Raw genomic sequence first — 17,346 nt, forward strand, 5'->3', positions numbered from 1 at the left:
TTGACGTCGATCGCAGACCAGCCGGATCAGAAGCGGGAACGCAGCGCCACCGAGCGGCCCTGGGTGGCGGCGATCCGTGAGGTGCTGGACCGGCCGCTGACGTCGTACCACATCCTGCTCGGCGCGACCGGCCTGCTGCTGGTGCTCGGGCTGCTGATGGTGCTGTCGGCGTCGAGCGTGCTGTCGCTGCGCGCGAACGGCAACAGCTACACGATCTTCATTCGCCAGCTGATCTGGGTCGGCGTCGGCCTGCCGATGGCGTACGTCGCCTCCCGGATGACGCCACGGCACTTCCGGATGCTCTCGTACGTCGCCCTGCTCGGGTCGGTGTTCCTGCTCGTACTGACCTACATCCCGGGTCTGGGCGTCGGCGTCAACGGCAACACCAACTGGCTGAACCTCGGCGGTCCGCTGCAGATCCAGCCGAGCGAGTTCGCGAAGCTGGCGCTGGTGATGTGGTGCGCGGACCTGTACGCGCGCAAGGAGAAGCTGCTCACCCAGTGGAAGCACCTGCTGGTCCCGATGGTGCCGGTCTGCGGCCTGGTGATCGCCCTGGTCGTCGGCCAGCACGACCTAGGTACGGCGCTGGTGCTGATGGCCGTGATGCTCGGCCTGATCTGGATCGTCGGCGCGCCGACCCGGCTGTTCGTCGCGACCATCGTGGTCGTCGGCGCAATCGCCTCGTACTTCGTCACCACGGCGCAGCACCGGATGGACCGGCTGATGAACTTCACCAATCCGCTGTCGGACCCGTCCGGCGTCGGCTGGCAGGCGTACCACTCGTTCTACGCGCTGTCGACCGGTGGCTGGTGGGGCGTCGGGATCGGCAACAGCCGGCAGAAGTGGGGCAACCTGCCGGAGGCGCACACCGACTTCATCTTCTCCGTGATCGGTGAGGAGCTCGGCCTGGTCGGGTCGCTCACCGTGCTCGCCCTGTTCCTCGTCCTGGCCTACGCCGGGGTGCGGATCGCGACCCGGAACACCGAGCCGTTCGTCCGCTACGCGGCGGCCGGGATCACCATCTGGATCATGGCGCAGACCCTGGTCAACCTGGGCGCCGTGATCGGACTGCTACCCATCGTGGGGATTCCGCTCCCGCTTTTGTCGTACGGTGGTTCCGCACTGCTGCCGACGCTGATCGCGATCGGCATGCTGCTGGCCTTCGCGAAGGCCGAACCCGGCGCCCAGGCCGCGTGTCAGGAGACCAGGCGGCCGCGGTTCGGGTGGCTGCCGTCGCGACGTCCGTCCGATCACTAGAACGCAGGAGCGTTGAAAGCTGTGCCCAGCATCGTCCTGGCCGGTGGCGGAACCGCCGGCCACACCTCACCCCTGATCGCCACCGCCGACGCGCTGCGCCGGATCGACCCGACCATCGAGATCCTGGCCCTCGGCACGGAGCGTGGCCTGGAGACCCGGGTGGTCCCGGAGGCGGGTTACAAGCTCGAGCTGATTCCACCCGTGCCGCTGCCACGGAAGCCGACGCCGGCGCTGTTCGCCGTACCGGGGAAGATGCTCGCCTCGGTGAGCGCCGCCCGCCGGGCCCTGGACGAGGCCAAGGCCGACGTGCTGGTCGGGTTCGGCGGGTACGTCTCGACCCCCGCGTATGTCGCTGCCTGGCGCCGGAAGACCCCGATCGTCGTGCACGAGGGCAACGCGGTCCCGGGCATCGCGAACAAGTTCGCCGCCCGCTACTGCACGCAGCACGTGAAGACCTCGTTCCCGGCCACCGACCTGCCGCACGCCGAGTACGTCGGCCTGCCGATCCGGCGGGCGATCTCGACCCTGGACCGGGCCGCGCTGCGCGCCGAGGCGCGGGCCTTCTTCGGGCTGGACCCCGACGCGCCGACCGTGTTCGTGACCGGCGGCTCGCAGGGCGCGCAGCAGATCAACCAAGCGGTCTCCGGCGCCGCCGCGGACCTGCAGGCGGCCGGTGTCCAGGTCCTGCACGCGATCGGCCCGAAGAACACGCTCGAAGTCCCCCAGACCGGCCGGTACCCGTACGTCGTCCTGAACTACGTCGACCGCATGGACCTCGCGTACGCCGCGGCCGACCTGGTCGTCTGCCGCTCGGGCGCGAACACCGTCACCGAGGTGTCCGGTGTCGGCCTGCCCGCCATCTACGTTCCGCTGCCGATCGGTAACGGTGAGCAGCGGTTGAACGCGAAGCCGGTGGTGGACGTGGGTGGAGGTGTGCTGATCGACAACGCGGAGATGACCGCCGACTGGGTGCGCGCGAACGTGCCGCAACTTCTGCACGACTCGGCGCGTCTGACAGCCATGTCCACCGCAGCGAAGGGCCTCATCCGCACGGATGCCGACGAGCGATTGGCGCGGATCATCCTGGATGTGGTGGGGTCTGCTTCGTGATCGTCGAAGTATCAAATTTTGGTCCTGATGCCGTCATTCTCCCGGCCGAGAAGCTGGGCAGAGTCCACTTCGTAGGCATCGGCGGCGCCGGCATGTCCGGGATCGCCCGGATCATGGCGTCCCGCGGCATCGAGGTGTCCGGCTCCGACGCCAAGGACGGGAAGGTGCTGGCCGCGCTGCGCGCGCTCGGCGCTACCTGCTGGGTCGGTCACGCCGCCGAGCACGTCGCGGACGTGGACACCGTGGTGGTGTCCACCGCGATCCGCGAGACCAATCCCGAGGTGGTCGCCGCCCGAGCCGCCGGGATCCAGATCCTGCCGCGGGCTGCCGCGCTGGCCTCGGTCATGGTCGGCCGCCGCACGCTGGCGGTCGCCGGCACGCACGGCAAGACGACCACGACGTCGATGCTCACCGTCGCGCTGCAGCACTGTGCGGCCGATCCGTCGTTCGCGATCGGCGGCAACCTGAACGAGTCCGGGTCGAACGCGCACGACGGCACCGGCGACCTGTTCGTGGCCGAGGCGGACGAGTCGGACAAGTCGTTCCTGACCTACCGGCCCGAGGTGTCGATCGTCACGTCGGTCGAGCCGGACCACCTGGACAACTACGGCGACGAGGCCAGCTACCGGCTCGCCTTCGAGCAGTTCTGCGACCGGGTGATCCCGGGCGGATTCATGGTGATCTGCTACGACGACGCCGGTGCCCGCCGGCTCGCGGACTTCGCCCGCGCGCGCGGCATCGACGTACGCACGTACGGCGAGTCCGGCGACGCCGACCTGCGGGTGACCGAGATCACCGCGACCGGGGCGACGCAGTCGTTCGTGCCGGTGTACCGCGGACGCAAGCTCCCGATCGTCCAGTTGCAGCAGGCAGGCAAGCACAACGCGCTGAACGCGTCGGCCGCGCTGACGGTCGGGCTCGGGCTCGGGTTCTCGGCGGCCGACCTGGCCGAGGGGCTGGCGTCGTTCACCGGGACCGGCCGGCGGTTCGAGTTCAAGGGGCTCGAGGACGGCGTGCGGGTGTTCGACTCGTACGCCCACCACCCGACCGAGCTGGCCGTCGACCTGACCGCGGCCCGGCAGGTGGCGGGGGAGGGGCGCGTGGTCGCGTGCTTCCAGCCGCACCTGTTCAGCAGGACCAGGATCTTCGCCACCCAGTTCTCCGACGCGCTCGCGCTGGCCGACGAGGTCGTCGTGATGGACGTATTCGCGGCCCGCGAGGACCCCGAGCCCGGTGTCACCGGCGCCCTGATCGCGAACCACGTGCCGCTGAAGCCGGACCAGGTCCGGTTCGAGCCGTCCTGGTCCGCCGTACCGCAGCTGGTTGCGGACCTGGCCGAGCCGGGCGACCTGGTGGTCACCTTGGGCGCGGGGGACGTGACGCTGATCGGCCCGGAAGTCGTCGGTCTGCTGGCCGAACGGGCCACCGCCCGCGAGTCTGCGGCCGAAGCCCTTGCTCCTGTGGTGGAGTAATTACGTGCCCCGTGCTGCTGTTTCCTTGACGCTGGCGACGCCCAGGCGCGCACCTCGCTGCGTTGGAGAAGCACCCACGATGAACCCCGCATCGCGGATGCTTCTCCGCCTTGCGATGCACGCACCTGGACGCCGCCATCGTTCAAGCAAACAGCAGCACGGGACACGAGTGGGGTCGACTGAATGAGCCAGAGCGCTGATCTGGCTCGGGCACAACAGCGGTTCGCGCGCCGGCAGCGCCTGGTGCGATGGCGGAGCTGGCTGCCATGGGCGATCGGTGGCGCCGTCGCAGTGTTCGGCGGCCTGATCGTGTGGCTGTTCTACTTCTCCTCCGCGCTCGCGGTCGACGGCGTCCGGGTCAGCGGGGCCGACACGGTGCCGGTGGCAACGATCGAGAACGTGGCCGATGCGCCGCTGGGCACCCCGCTGGCGAAGGTCGACCTGAGTGCGATCGCGACCCGGGTCCGGACCATCCCGGCGGTGGCCGACGCGCAGGTGACCAGGGCGTGGCCGAACAAGGTCGTGATCGTGGTTACCGAACGGGTACCGGTGGTCGTGGTCACCGGCGGCTCGCGGTACGAGCTGGTGGACGCGACCGGTACGGCGTTCAAGACGGTGCCGGACCGGCCGGCGGGACTGCCGGAGGCCAAAATCACCGGGGCTCGGCGGGACGTGACGGTCCGTTCGGTGGTGACGGTTTCGGCCGCGCTGCCGGCCACTCTGCGGGCGCAGGTGCGATCGATCTCGGCAGCGTCGCCGGACTCGATCACGCTGAACCTGGAGGACGGTGTGAAGGTCGTTTGGGGCAGTTCCGATGACAGCGAGCGCAAAGCGCAGGTACTCAGCGTGCTGATGAAGCGCAAGGCGACGGTGTACGACGTGTCGGCGCCCGATCTCCCTGTGACCAAAGGGGAAAAGCGGTGACAAGTCACATCACGGGAGAGTGCGGCGAGGCGCGTGGACTTTGGCCGGAAGCGTCCCGTACCGTGCGTCGTAATCTAAAGTTGACATAAGTCTAAGCATCCACTTGAGGTTCAGTCTTTTCGCTGGACAACGGGAAACGAACGAGGCGAGAGGCGCGGACGTGGCGGCACCGCAGAACTACCTGGCACTCATCAAGGTCGTCGGCATCGGCGGGGGCGGCGTGAACGCCGTCAACCGGATGATCGAGCACGGTCTGAAGGGCGTTGAGTTCATCGCCATCAACACCGACGCGCAGGCGCTGTTGATGAGCGACGCGGACGTCAAGCTCGACATCGGCCGCGAGGAGACCCGCGGCCTGGGCGCCGGGGCCAACCCGGCGATCGGGCAGAAGGCCGCCGAGGACCACGCCGAGGAGATCGAGGAGGCGCTGAAGGGCGCCGACATGGTCTTCGTCACCGCCGGCGAGGGTGGCGGCACCGGCACCGGCGGCGCGCCGGTGGTGGCCCGGATCGCCCGGTCGCTCGGCGCGCTGACCATCGGTGTGGTGACCCGGCCGTTCTCGTTCGAGGGCAAGCGCCGCGCCACCCAGGCCGAGGACGGCATCAGCACCCTTCGCGAGGAGGTGGACACGCTGATCGTCATCCCGAACGACCGGCTGCTGACCATCTCCGACCGCGCGGTCTCGGTGCTGGACGCGTTCAAGCAGGCCGACCAGGTGCTGCTGCAGGGTGTCTCCGGCATTACCGACCTGATCACCACGCCCGGCCTGATCAACGTCGACTTCGCCGACGTCAAGGCGGTCATGTCGAACGCCGGCTCGGCGCTGATGGGCATCGGCTCGTCCCGCGGCGAGGACCGCGCGGTCGCGGCCGCCGAGGCGGCCATCTCGTCTCCGTTGCTCGAGGCAAGTATCGAGGGTGCGCACGGGGTGCTGCTGTCGATCGCCGGCGGCTCCGACCTGGGCCTGTTCGAGATCAACGAGGCGGCCCAGCTCGTGTCGGAGTCGGCGCACTCGGACGCCAACATCATCTTCGGCGCGGTGATCGACGACGCCCTCGGCGACGAGGTGCGGGTCACGGTGATCGCGGCCGGCTTCGACGGAGGGATGCCGAAGCGCCGCGAGCAGGCGATGAACTCGGCCCGCCCGCAGACGTCCCGTCCGGCGGCACCGGACGCCCAGCCCGGGTACTCGGCTCAGATGAGTGCGGGCTCTCCCGCTTCCACTCCACCGGCCGCGACCCCGCCGGCTGCCTCGCCGTCCACCGGGATCCCGGCGCCGGCGACTCCGGCTGCTTCGCCGCAGCCTGCTTCGCCGCCGTCCGCGAACGGTCAGGCGCCGGGCAACCAGCCGGCGAACCCGCCGACGCCGACCGACGACACCGTCCCGGTGCCGGCTCCGACCGAGGGCCGTCCGGGCGCCGGTACGACGCACTCGGCGCGCCCGCAGGCCGGTGAGCCGGTCCGTCCGGTCTCGCCGACCGCGCAGCCCACGCCGCACACCCCGGCGTCGCCGACCACCCAGCACTCCTGGCCGGTCAACGGCCCGAGCAACTCGCCGACCGGGAACTCCTCCGGCACGTCGCAGACCGGCCCGACTCGCCCGGCCCGGAAGCCCGAGCCCGAGGAAGACCTCGACATCCCGGACTTCCTGAAGTAACCCGACATTCCGGACGTCGGCAGGTAAGCAGCATCCGGGCCGGTAGGCTCTGGATGTGTTCGGGTATGACGAGGTTCTCGACGACGTCCGCTTCGCCTTCACCGACCGGTTCGGCGGTGCCAGCCAAGCGCCGTACGGCGAACTGAACCTCGGCGGATCGGGTGAGGACCCGGAGCGGATCGCGGAGAACTTCCGGCGGGTCGCGGACGCGTTCGGTGTCCGGCCAGAAGGGGTCGTCCGGGTCAGCCAGGTCCACGGACGCGATGTGCACATCGTCAGCCCCGACGACGACCTGCCGCCGGCGCCGATGCCGAGAGCGGACGCGCTCGTGACGACCAGGTCCGATGTGGTGCTGGCCGTCCGGGCCGCCGACTGCCTACCGGTGCTGCTGGCCGGCGAGGGTGTCGTCGGAGCGGCCCACTCCGGACGCAAGGGCATGTACGTCGGCGTCGTACCAGCGGCCGTGGACGCGATGCGGGACCTCGGTGCGTCGCGGATCACCGCCGTACTCGGGCCGTATGCGTGTGGCAACTGCTACGAGGTGCCTGCGGAGATGCGGGCCGAGGTGGCTGAGCGAGTGCCGGCGTCGTACTCCGAAACGAGTTGGGGGACGCCCGCGATCGACGTGGCCGCCGGGGTCAAGGCGCAGTTGGCCGACCTCGGGGTCGACGTGGTCGACGCGACCGCGTGCACGATCGAGTCGGAGAACCTGTACTCGTACCGGCGCGAAGGCCCGGTCAGCGGTCGGCTCGCCGGCCTGGTCAAGCTGGGCGCGTGATGGTGACGCGCGAGGAGGAGCTGCGGGACAACCTGCGGCTGGCCAAGGAACGGATCGAGAAGGCCTGTCAGGCGGCCGGGAGGTCTCCGGACGAGGTCACCCTTGTCGCGATCACCAAAACCTTCCCAGTCAGCGACGTACGGGCGCTGACAGCCCTCGGGGTGCGGGACGTGGGGGAGAACCGCGAGCAGGAGCTCAAGGCGAAGGCACCGGAGTGCCCGGACGCCACCTGGCACTTCGTCGGGCAGCTGCAGTCGAAGAAGGCCCGCTCGGTGGTCCGGTACGCCTCGGTCGTGCACTCCGTGGACCGCTCGTCGCTGGTGACCGCGCTGTCCAAGGCTGCGGTGGCCGAGGAGCGGACCGTTCGCTGCCTGTTGCAGGTGAGCCTGGCGTCGTACGGATCGGCCGATGCCGCGACCGGCGCCGCCCGCGGTGGCGTCGAGCCGTTCGACGTACCGGAGTTGGCTGCCGAAGTCGCCGCGGCGGACGGGCTGGAGCTTGGTGGCGTGATGGCGGTCGCGCCGCTCGGATCGGACCCCGACAAGGCGTTCGCCGGACTGCGTGAAGTAGCGTCCCGGCTACGCTCCGATCATCCCGGGGCCGACTGGATCTCCGCTGGGATGACCGAGGACCTGGACGCTGCGATCAGGCAGGGAGCGACACACGTGCGCCTCGGGCGCGCCTTACTCGGAACGCGTACTCCACCGGGTTAGTGTCGACATCGAGCAGTTTTGCTTCCTGCTCACCGTTGTCGTCGATCCGGATCGAGGGGCTGGAGGGCCATGAGCGGCGCGCTGCGCAAGATGGGTGTCTACCTCGGCTTGGTCGAGGACGGGGAGCGCTACAACGCGCGGTACGACGACGAGTACGACGACTACGACGAGTACGACGACGAAGCCGTCGACGGGGAGTCCCACGAGACCGAGCCGGTGCCCGCCGGCCGGGCCGGCCGTGAGTCCCAGGACTCGCGCGCCGAGTCCCACTCGCACGCAGGCCGTGAGGACAAGGGCGCGACGGTCAGCAAGTTTCCAGATCGAGGTGTTGCACCGTCCCCGGAGGTAACCGAGTTGGCCCGCATCACCACCGTGCACCCGCGCAGCTACAACGAGGCGCGGGTCATCGGTGAGCACTTCCGCGACGGCACGCCCGTCATCATGAACCTGACCGAGATGGACCACGCCGACGCCAAGCGCCTGGTCGACTTCGCCGCCGGGCTGATCTTCTGCTGCCGCGGCTCGATCGAGCGGATCACCACCAAGGTGTTCCTGGTCTGCCCACCGAACGTGACGGTTGCCGCAGAGGAGAAGGAGAAGATCGCCGCGGACGGGTTCTACAACCAGAGCTGACGCCACGCGTCCGCCACGGTTTCCGCCGGTCTTCTACACTCATTGACGACATGGTTGCTCTAGCGCTCGTCCTCACGGTTCTCAGCTGGGTCCTGCTCGCCTTCTTCCTGACGTTGGTGGCGCGGTTCGTACTCAGTCTGATCGTCATGTTCGCGCCGCAGTGGCACCCGAAGGGGCCGCTGCTGCTCTTCTTCGAGTTGATCTACTCGGTCACCGATCCGTTCCTGCGGCCGCTGCGGCGGATCCTGCCCCCGATCGGGGCCGGCGGGATCCGGATCGACCTGTCCATGCTGATGCTGTTCGTCATCGTCTCGCTGGCGATGTCGATCAACTCGACCGCCCTCCGGTCACTGTGACCCAGTGCACCCGAGGTGGTTCGGAACCGGTCAGTCGCCCGCCGAGTCGGAGGGTGAGGACGCCGGGGACGGGGTAGGTACAGTCTCGGACACGGGGCCGGTTCGTTGCTGGTGTCCGCCGGGCAACGGAGCTTATCGCCCGCCCGGATTCCGTTAGAACACAACGAAGCGATAACGTGATCTACTGAGTCGCCGGGGTGAAGGCCACGGGGACTCCGCCAAGACACAGACAAACGAGGTGAAAGATGCCGCTGACGCCGGATGACGTCCGCTCGAAGCAGTTCACGCCCGTCCGACTACGGGAGGGCTACGACGTCACTGAGGTCGACTCCTTCCTTGACGAGGTCGAAGCCGAGCTCGAGCGACTTCTCGCCGAGAACGAGGAGCTGCGGGCCAAGCTCGCGGCGGCCCAGCGCGCGGGTGCGGGGCAGGACCGGCCGGTCGACCAGACCGCCGCGCTGCCGCCCGTCGTGCAGCAGCCCAAGCCCCCGGTCGTGGTCGAGAAGCCGGAGGAGAAGCCACCCGTCGTCGCGCCTGTAGCCGCCGCGGGGGCTGCTGCGGCGGCAGGTACCGTCGGTGACGCCTCCAGCTCCGCGGTGCGGCTGCTGGAGATGGCCACCAAGCACTCCGACGACCTCGTGCAGGAGGCGAAGGACACCGCCGACAAGATCATCGGCGAGGCCCGTGCCAAGGCCGAGCGGCTGGAGAACGAGGCGCGCGGCAAGGCCGACCGGATGACCGGCGAGGCTCGCGCCCGCGCCGAGAAGCTGGACGGCGAGATCGCCGAGCGCCGGGCCCAGATGCTCGGCACGCTGGAGAAGCAGAAGGGTCAGCTCGAGCGCACGATCGACGACCTGCACGCCTACGAGCGCGAGTACCGCAGCCGGCTGAAGACCTACTTCACCGAGCAGCTCAAGGCTCTGGGCAACGGAGACGACACGCTGAGCCCGCGCAACGGCTTCCGCCCGGAGGCCCGCGCCCAGGCTCACGGTCACGGCGTCTAAAACCTCGGACAAGGGGCGGTGCTTTCCGGCGGCACCGCCTCTTCGTCATGTCTGGACACTTTTGACACAGGGTCCCAGCCCGGTGACACGGTGTCAGGGCCAGACCAGAGGCTCCTTCCGGCCGCTCAGCGTCTCGATGTCGCTCAGCCGAAGCCGGTACGGCGCAAGCCGCAGTAACGAGGGCGCGTCCCCGGCCGGACCATCGGGGAACACGCTCCAGAAGTCGTAGCCCAGTGGGGCCGGCGCAGCCCGGTACAGCTCCCACACTCGTTGCCGAGTCGCCACATCGGCAACCCACTCCGCGGCACAGTCCGCCACCGCCACTTCTTGGCCCGGCTCCCAGTAGCTACAGCTCACATACGGGCTGTAGGCAAGGTGTCGCACCTTCACCGGTGTGGCCCGGGTGACGATCCAGCCGGTCAGCTCGTCGTCGAGCTCCCACAGCGGGTGCGGTCCACTGACCATCAGTGCGCTGGCCGGACGACTCGGCGTCACCCAGCAGGCGGCGTCGAAGTCGGTGGTGGACCTGGAGAAGCGCGGTTATCTGAGCCGCGAGCCTGATCCCGACGACGCCCGCGCCCGTCAGGTGGTGCTGACTGCCCGCGGTGAAGCCGTGATCGCCGCCGCCCGCCGCCACCGCGCCGCCCTGGACTCAGAACTACGCCAATCCTTAGGCGCCGACAGAGTCGAGCAGGCACGCCAACTCCTCATCGACACGATCAACCGACTAGGCGCAGCCCCCGCCCTCCGGTCCCGAACAGCCCGCCCACCCCGCTGACCCCACCCGCATTTGGCTGGCGGACCACCGAGATCGGGGGTTTGCCACCCGTTATCCGGGTGGCAAACCCTTCATTTGGCTGGCGAGCCAGCCAAATGCGGTGGTGGGGGTCAGGCCTTGGTGAGCCAGTAGGTTAGTTGCAGGTCCTCTTCGGTGCCGGTGGCTACGTCGGCGGACTCCGAGGGGGCCGACTGGCTGAGCTCGATGGCGAGCACCTCGCGGGCGATCTCGTCGGCGTGCTTGCCGAGGGCATCGGTCAGGTCGGCGTCGGTCGAGGTCAGCCAGACCTTGATCCGGTCCGACACCTCGAGGCCGGCGTTCTTCCGGGCCTCCTGCAACGTCCGGACCACCTCGCGGGCCAGACCGGCCTGCCGGAGCTCCGGGGTGACTTCGAGGTCCAGGGCAACGGTCTCGCCCTGCTCGTTCACCACCGACCAGCCCTCCCGCGGCCGCTCCGACAGCAGCACCTCGGCCTCGCCGACCTCGACATCCGCGCCGTCGACCACGACCGTCGCCGTACCGGACTCCTTGAGGGCGGCGGCCAGTGCGGCGGCGTCGGCGGCGGCGATCGCGGCGGCGACCACCGGGGTCTGCTTGGCGAACCGCTTGCCCAGCTCGCGGAAGTTGCCCTTGGCAGAGAACTCGACCAGGTCCGCGCCCGCCGAGGACAGCGGCTCGACCGAGCCCACGTTCAGCTCGTCGGCGATCTCCTGCAGCAGCTCGGGCGACAGGTCCGCGATCGCGGCCGACCCGACCAGGGCTCGGGACAGCGGCTGCCGCGTCCGCACCTTGGCTTCGGCTCGGGCTGACCGGCCGAGCTCGACGACGCGGCGCGCCATCGACACGTGCTGCGCGAGTACGTCGTCGATGAGCGTCTCGTCGTACGTCGGGAACGCCGCCAGGTGCACCGACTCCGGCAGTCCGGGCGCGACCGGGCGGAACACGTCCTGCCAGACCCGCTCGGTCACGAACGGTGTCAGTGGCGCCATCACCCGGGTGAGGACGTCGAGGGTCTCGTGCAGCGTGGCGAGCGCCCCGGCGTCACCGGCCCAGAAGCGGCGGCGCGAACGCCGTACGTACCAGTTGGAGAGCACGTCGACGAACGAGTTGACGAGCAGGCCGAGCCGCTGGGTGTCGTAGCCGTCGTACGCCTCGTCGGTGTCCCGGACCAGGCGGTGCGTCTCGCTGACCAGCCAGCGGTCCAGCACCGAGCGCTCGGCCACCGGCGGTACGTCGGCCGGCGACCAGTCGGCCAGCCGTGCGTACAGGGAGTGGAAGGCGACCGTGTTCCAGTAGGTGAGCAACACCTTCCGGACGATCTCGTTCAGCACGTTCGGGCCGATGCCGCGCGCCTTCCACGGCGACCCGGAGGCAGCCATGAACCAGCGCACCGCGTCCGCGCTGTGGTCGTCCATCAGCGGGATCGGCTCCAGGATGTTGCCCAGGTGCTTGGACATCTTCCGGCCGTCCTCGGCCATGATGTGCCCGAGGCACACGACGTTGCGGTACGACGACTCGTCGAAGACCAGCGTGCCGACCGCCATCAGCGTGTAGAACCAGCCGCGGGTCTGGTCGATCGCCTCGCAGATGAAGTCGGCCGGGTAGGCCACCTCGAACTTCTCCCGCGACCCCTCGACCCGGGGGTAACCCCACTGGGCGAACGGCATCGAGCCCGAGTCGTACCAGGCGTCGATCACCTCGGCGACCCGCCGGGACTCGGCGCCGCAGGTCGGGCAGTCGAAGGTGATGTCGTCGACGTACGGCCGGTGCGGGTCGGTGGCGCTCAGGTCGCGGCCGGCCAGTTCACCGAGCTCGGCCAGCGATCCGACGCACACCTGGTGGTCCTCCTCGCAGCGCCAGATCGGCAGCGGCGTACCCCAGTAGCGGGAGCGGGACACGGCCCAGTCGATGTTGTTGCGCAACCAGTCGCCGTACCGACCCCACTTGACCGAGTCCGGGTACCAGTTGGTGTTCTCGTTCTCCCGGAGCAGCGCGTCCTTGACCTGCGTGGTCCGGATGTACCAGGACGGCAGGGCGTAGTACATGACTGGGGTGTGGCAGCGCCAGCAGTGCGGGTAGGGGTGCTCGTACGGCACGTGCCGGAACAGCGCGCCGCGGTCCTGCAGGTCCTTCACCAGCGCCTCGTCGGCCTTCTTGAAGAACTGCCCGCCGATCAGTGGCACGTCGGCGGCGAAGTGGCCGTCGGACTCGACCGGGTTCACCACCGGCAGCCCGTACGCCCGGCAGACCGCGAGGTCGTCGGCGCCGAACGCGGGGGACTGGTGCACCAGACCGGTGCCGTCCTCGGTGGTGACGTACTCGGCCAGTACGACGTAGTGCGCCGGCTCGGGGAACTCGACCAGCTCGAACGGGCGCTGGTACGTCCACCGCTCCATCTCGCGGCCGCCGTACTGACCGGTCACCGTCCAGCCCTCGCCGAGCGTGCCGAGCAGCGGCTCCGCGACGACGAGCGACTCGGTGCCGTCGGTGGCGACGACGTACTGGACGTCGGGGTGGACTGCGACCGCGGTGTTTGAAACGAGTGTCCACGGGGTCGTCGTCCAGACCAGCAGTGACGCCTGTCCGGCGAGCGGACCCGAGGTGAGCGGGAAGCGCACGTACACGGACGGGTCGATGACCGTCTCGTAGCCCTGGGCGAGCTCGTGGTCCGACAGGCCGGTGCCACAGCGGGGACAGTACGGCGTGATGCGGTAGTCCTCGACGAGCAGGCCCTTGTCGTGGATCTGCTTGAGCGACCACCAGACGGACTGCACGTACTCCGGGTCCATCGTCCGGTACGGGTGCTCCAGGTCGACCCAGTAGCCCATCCGGGTGGTCAGCTCGTTGAACGCGTCGACGTGCCGCAGCACCGACTCACGGCACTTGGCGTTGAACTCGGCGATGCCGTACGCCTCGATGTCGTTCTTGCCGTTGAAGCCGAGCTCCTTCTCGACCGCGACCTCGACCGGCAGCCCGTGGCAGTCCCAGCCGGCCTTGCGCTCGACCGAGTAGCCCTTCATGGTCCGGTAGCGCGGGAAGACGTCCTTGAAGACGCGCGCCTCGATGTGGTGGGTGCCGGGCATGCCGTTCGCGGTGGGCGGACCCTCGAAGAAGGTCCACGGCTTGCCGCCGGCGGACTGCTCGAGACTCTTGGCGAAGGTGTCGTGCTCGTCCCAGTGCGCGAGCACCTCGCGCTCGAGCGCGGGGAAGTCCACCTGGGCCGGGACCTGCCGCCACGGAGTTGTTGCCATCTCTTCGTCGTCCTTCGTCGAGCGTGCTGCCTGCTGGACGAGGGACGAAGCTCCGGCCTGATCGCCGGCGGCCGCGCGGTACCACCCTCCTTGGCGACTCGCGGGGAGTCACCCACTTCCTTTCTGCGTCGCTGCCGGTTCTAATAAGTCGCTACGGACCGTTCTTCCGGCGGCTCCGGGGTGATGGCCCCATCACTGCCTTGCGGATCGCGGTTGTCAGTGTACGGCGTCGTACCAGGCAACTACGAATCGTTAATCAGTGGTCAGGCGGGAATTCTGCCGGGAGAATTCTGGCTGCGGTCCAGATTGAGGGGGAGGGGGCTCGGGGGCCGGGCGTCGAACATCTGCTCGGCTATTAGGTAACCGGATGCCGAAATGCGGCTGTGACGCGCGGAACATCGAGCGGGCTTGAAGAACCGACTACCGTATGTCCACGGTCTGCGCGTCGGACTGGCACGTGATGTGCACGTGGCTTAGTGTCTTGCGACCAGTCCGCTTCAGTCTCCGACGAAGGGCAGGGGGTAGCTGACCATGGCTACATCGGCTCCCAAGAAGTCCGCCCCCCAACGTACTGCCGCGGCCAAGAAGAAGGCCGCGAAAGCTGCCGAGCCGGCCACGAAGACGACGGCCCGCAAGGCACCGGTCAAGAAGACGCCGGCACAGAAGGCGCCGGCGAAGAAGACTTCCGCGACCAAGCAGGCGGCCAAGAAGAAGGCCACCGGCAAGGCCGCGGCCAAACGTACAGCGGCGAAGACCCCTGCCAAGCAAGCTCCGACGAAGAGGGTGGCCATGAAGACGAACGAGAACAGGACCCCGGCGACGGCGCCGGCGAAGTCCGCAGCACACAAGGCAGAGACCCTCACGGTGAAGTCCGGCGAGACCCCGTGGACGGCGGCCGAGCTGGCCGAGCTGCGCGGCGAGCTGGAAGCCGACGTGGTGCACCTGCGGCAGGAGATCCGCGACGCCGAGCAGGAGATCGTCGGACTGCTCCGCGACGGCGGTGACGGGGCCGGCAACGACCAGGCCGACGTCGGCTCCACGACGCTGGAGCGCGACCACGAGATGTCGCTGGCCAACAACGCCCGGGACATGCTGGACCAGATCGAGCGGGCGCTGGCCCGGATCGAGGACGGCACCTACGGCATCTGCGAGAGCTGCGGCAACGCGATCGGCAAGGGTCGGTTGCAGGCGTTCCCGCGTGCGACACTGTGCGTGTCATGCAAAGAACGCGAAGAACGCCGCTGAGCGAACCGGACCCGTCCCACCAGGTGGGGGACGCCGCCGAACCAACGCCAGAACCGGCCGACGACGAGTCGGCCGGTTCTCCGTCGTCTCCGGAGCCTGAGCCTGCCGACATCGGCCCGAAGAAGCCCTCGTGGAAGTTGATGGCGCTGTTCGGTGCGGTGGGGTTGCTGGTGCTGTTCCTGGATCAGTTGACCAAGGCGCTGGCGTTGGCGCACTTGACGCCGGGAGAGCCGGTCGACGTGATCGGGAGCTTCCTGAAGTTCAACCTGATCCGGAACTCGGGGGCCGCGTTCAGCCTCGGTGCGGGGTATACGCCGTACATCAGCGCGATCCAGATCATCGTCGCGCTGAGCGTGGTGTACCTGTCCCGGCGACTCGGGTCGGTCGGGTGGGCGGTGGCGTTCGGGTTCCTGTTCGGCGGGGCGCTCGGCAACATCATCGACCGGATCTTCCGGGAGCCGTCGCCGTTCCACGGGCACGTGATCGACTTCCTGCAGACCCCGCACTGGGCGATCTTCAACGTCGCGGACATGGCCGTCACGTCCGCTGCCGCCCTGCTGGTGATCCAGACGCTGCGCGGGATCAGGCTGGACGGGACGAAGGAACTCAAGAAGTGAGCGGTGACTCGCGGACCGTGATGGTTCCGGACGGTCTGGCCGGTGAGCGGCTGGACGCGGCGCTGTCCCGGCTGTTCGGCGTGTCCCGGACCAAGGCCGCCGAGCTGATCGAGTCCGGCCTGGTCCAGGTCGACGGCGCCCCGGCGGCCAAGTCGGCCCGGGTCGCGGCCGGGGTCCTCCTGGACGTGGAGCTGCCACCGCCGCCCGCCGAGGTCACCGTCGTACCGGAGACCGTCGAGAACCTCCGGATCGTGTACGACGACGACGAGATCATCGTGGTCGACAAACCGGTTGGCGTCGCCGCGCACCCGTCCCCCGGGTGGACCGGCCCGACCGTGATCGGCCACCTGGCCGGCGCCGGGTTCAACATCTCCACCAGTGGCGCCGCGGAGCGCAAGGGCATCGTGCACCGCCTCGACGTCGGCACGTCGGGTCTGATGGTGGTGGCGAAGACCGAGTACGCCTATACCGTGCTCAAGCGCGCCTTCAAGGAGCGCACGGTCAAAAAGATCTACCACGCGCTGGTCCAGGGCCACCCCGACCCGTTCACCGGCACCGTGGACGCGCCGATCGACCGGCACCCGCACCACGACTACAAGTTCGGCATCGTGGCCGGCGGCAAGCCGAGCGTCACGCACTACGAGACGCTCGAGGCGTTCCGGTACGCGACGCTGCTCGAGATCACCCTCGAGACCGGCCGCACCCACCAGATCCGCGTTCATATGTCCGCGATCGGGCACCCGTGCTGCGGCGACCTCACGTACGGCGCCGACCCGGTGCTCGCGGAGCGTCTCCAGCTCACCCGGCAGTGGCTGCACGCGATGCGACTCGGCTTCACCCACCCCGGCACGGGCGAGTACGTCGAGTTCACCTCGGAGTACCCGGACGACCTCGACCACGCCCTCGACCTGCTCGTCGACAGCCAGTGAAGCTGTACCTGTCGTCGTTCCGGCTCGGCGACCACCCCGAGCGCCTGGTAGCACTCCTGCCGCCTTCCGCCCGGGTCGCCGTCATCTGCAACTCGATCGACGCCGAGGATCCCGCCGTACGACGGGAGAAGGTCGCCGACGAGATCACCTGGTTGACCGAGCTCTGCCTCCGACCGGAGGAGCTGGACCTGCGTGAGCCTGGTGAGCTCCGGGCGCGTCTGACGTCGTACGACGGGTTATGGGTCCGTGGCGGCAATGTCTTCGTGCTGCGGGCGGCGCTCGCAGCCAGTGGTGCCGACGAGATCCTGCCGGAGCTGATCCGCGACGAGCGGTTCGTGTACGCCGGCTACAGCGCCGGAGTCTGCGTCCTCGCACCGAGCCTGCGCGGTCTGGAGCTGTGCGACCCGACCGACGCGGTCGACGGCGAGGTCATCTGGGACGGCCTCGGCGTACTCGACCACGCCTTCGTCCCCCACCTCAACTCACCCGGCCACCCCGAGATGGAACTCCTAGAGAAGGTAGCCGCCCTCTACGACCGCACCGCCGTCCCCTACCTCCCCCTCCACGACGGCCAAGCCCTAGTCATCAACGGCCCCCTCCGCGAGCTCGTCTAGACCTGGGG

Annotated in this window: 16 protein-coding genes and 1 pseudogene; 15 read left to right on the forward strand and 2 right to left on the reverse strand. The window is 69.0% G+C overall.

The window, feature by feature from the left end; genetic code table 11:
* The 10 genes and pseudogenes from ftsW to ACIBL3_RS07265 all read left to right on the forward strand — a co-directional run bounded on the left by ftsW (position 1) and on the right by ACIBL3_RS07265 (position 9,904).
* Positions 1–1,257, forward strand: a complete 1,257-nt coding sequence (gene ftsW / locus ACIBL3_RS07220; protein WP_396352376.1) for a putative lipid II flippase FtsW — start codon at positions 1–3, stop codon at positions 1,255–1,257.
* A 21-nt stretch (positions 1,258–1,278) separates the two neighbouring features.
* Positions 1,279–2,367, forward strand: coding sequence for an undecaprenyldiphospho-muramoylpentapeptide beta-N-acetylglucosaminyltransferase (gene murG / locus ACIBL3_RS07225; RefSeq protein ID WP_396352377.1), 1,089 nt, complete (start codon positions 1,279–1,281; stop codon positions 2,365–2,367).
* Positions 2,364–3,839, forward strand: coding sequence for a UDP-N-acetylmuramate--L-alanine ligase (gene murC / locus ACIBL3_RS07230; RefSeq protein ID WP_396352378.1), 1,476 nt, complete (start codon positions 2,364–2,366; stop codon positions 3,837–3,839). The genes murG and murC overlap by 4 nt, the downstream gene beginning before the upstream one ends.
* Positions 3,840–4,022: 183 nt before the next feature.
* A complete protein-coding gene (locus ACIBL3_RS07235) occupies positions 4,023–4,763 on the forward strand; it encodes a cell division protein FtsQ/DivIB (protein WP_396352379.1) in 741 nt (246 codons plus the stop codon).
* Positions 4,764–4,923: 160 nt separating this feature from the next.
* Positions 4,924–6,156: pseudogene (gene ftsZ, locus ACIBL3_RS07240) on the forward strand (cell division protein FtsZ); the annotation flags it as partial.
* Positions 6,157–6,475: 319 nt separating this feature from the next.
* On the forward strand, positions 6,476–7,198 hold the full coding sequence (locus tag ACIBL3_RS07245; RefSeq protein ID WP_396352380.1) for a polyphenol oxidase family protein: 723 nt from the start codon (positions 6,476–6,478) through the stop codon (positions 7,196–7,198).
* The gene (locus ACIBL3_RS07250; RefSeq protein ID WP_396352381.1) at positions 7,198–7,911 is read left to right on the forward strand and encodes a YggS family pyridoxal phosphate-dependent enzyme; all 714 of its coding nucleotides are present in this window, start codon (positions 7,198–7,200) and stop codon (positions 7,909–7,911) included. The genes ACIBL3_RS07245 and ACIBL3_RS07250 overlap by 1 nt, the downstream gene beginning before the upstream one ends.
* 69 nt (positions 7,912–7,980) lie before the next feature.
* Positions 7,981–8,544, forward strand: a complete 564-nt coding sequence (locus ACIBL3_RS07255; protein ID WP_396352382.1) for a cell division protein SepF — start codon at positions 7,981–7,983, stop codon at positions 8,542–8,544.
* Positions 8,545–8,594: 50 nt separating this feature from the next.
* Entirely contained in the window at positions 8,595–8,900 is a 306-nt protein-coding gene (locus ACIBL3_RS07260; protein WP_396352383.1) for a YggT family protein, read from the forward strand.
* 245 nt (positions 8,901–9,145) lie between these two features.
* The gene (locus ACIBL3_RS07265; protein WP_132144064.1) at positions 9,146–9,904 is read left to right on the forward strand and encodes a DivIVA domain-containing protein; all 759 of its coding nucleotides are present in this window, start codon (positions 9,146–9,148) and stop codon (positions 9,902–9,904) included.
* A 93-nt stretch (positions 9,905–9,997) separates the two neighbouring features.
* On the opposite strand, the gene ACIBL3_RS07270 is transcribed toward ACIBL3_RS07265, so the two are convergent.
* Positions 9,998–10,222 (reverse strand): hypothetical protein, encoded by a 225-nt coding sequence (locus ACIBL3_RS07270; protein ID WP_396352384.1) that lies wholly within the window; start codon positions 10,220–10,222, stop codon positions 9,998–10,000.
* 76 nt (positions 10,223–10,298) lie between these two features.
* Here ACIBL3_RS07270 and ACIBL3_RS07275 point away from each other — a divergent pair, with 76 nt between their 5' ends.
* Positions 10,299–10,682 carry a MarR family winged helix-turn-helix transcriptional regulator gene (locus ACIBL3_RS07275; protein WP_396352385.1) on the forward strand — a complete coding sequence of 128 codons (384 nt, stop codon included), beginning with the start codon at positions 10,299–10,301 and terminating at the stop codon, positions 10,680–10,682.
* A 110-nt stretch (positions 10,683–10,792) separates the two neighbouring features.
* On the opposite strand, the gene ileS is transcribed toward ACIBL3_RS07275, so the two are convergent.
* Positions 10,793–13,933 carry an isoleucine--tRNA ligase gene (ileS, locus tag ACIBL3_RS07280; RefSeq protein WP_396352386.1) on the reverse strand — a complete coding sequence of 1,047 codons (3,141 nt, stop codon included), beginning with the start codon at positions 13,931–13,933 and terminating at the stop codon, positions 10,793–10,795.
* A gap of 531 nt (positions 13,934–14,464) precedes the next feature.
* On the opposite strand from ileS, the gene ACIBL3_RS07285 reads away from it, so the two are divergent.
* Genes ACIBL3_RS07285 through ACIBL3_RS07300 form a run of 4 tightly spaced genes read left to right on the forward strand, consistent with a single transcriptional unit; the run spans position 14,465 to position 17,338 of the window.
* On the forward strand, positions 14,465–15,178 hold the full coding sequence (locus ACIBL3_RS07285; RefSeq protein WP_396352387.1) for a TraR/DksA C4-type zinc finger protein: 714 nt from the start codon (positions 14,465–14,467) through the stop codon (positions 15,176–15,178).
* Complete coding sequence (lspA, locus tag ACIBL3_RS07290; RefSeq protein WP_396352388.1) at positions 15,151–15,795, forward strand: signal peptidase II; 645 nt, start codon at positions 15,151–15,153, stop codon at positions 15,793–15,795. The genes ACIBL3_RS07285 and lspA overlap by 28 nt, the downstream gene beginning before the upstream one ends.
* Positions 15,796–15,815: 20 nt before the next feature.
* A complete protein-coding gene (locus tag ACIBL3_RS07295; RefSeq protein ID WP_396352862.1) occupies positions 15,816–16,724 on the forward strand; it encodes an RluA family pseudouridine synthase in 909 nt (302 codons plus the stop codon).
* Entirely contained in the window at positions 16,721–17,338 is a 618-nt protein-coding gene (locus tag ACIBL3_RS07300; protein WP_396352389.1) for a Type 1 glutamine amidotransferase-like domain-containing protein, read from the forward strand. Before ACIBL3_RS07295 ends, ACIBL3_RS07300 begins: the two co-directional genes overlap by 4 nt.
* The last annotated feature ends 8 nt before the right edge of the window (positions 17,339–17,346 follow it).

This window comes from Kribbella sp. NPDC050124 (assembly GCF_044460355.1).
Taxonomy (GTDB): domain Bacteria; phylum Actinomycetota; class Actinomycetes; order Propionibacteriales; family Kribbellaceae; genus Kribbella.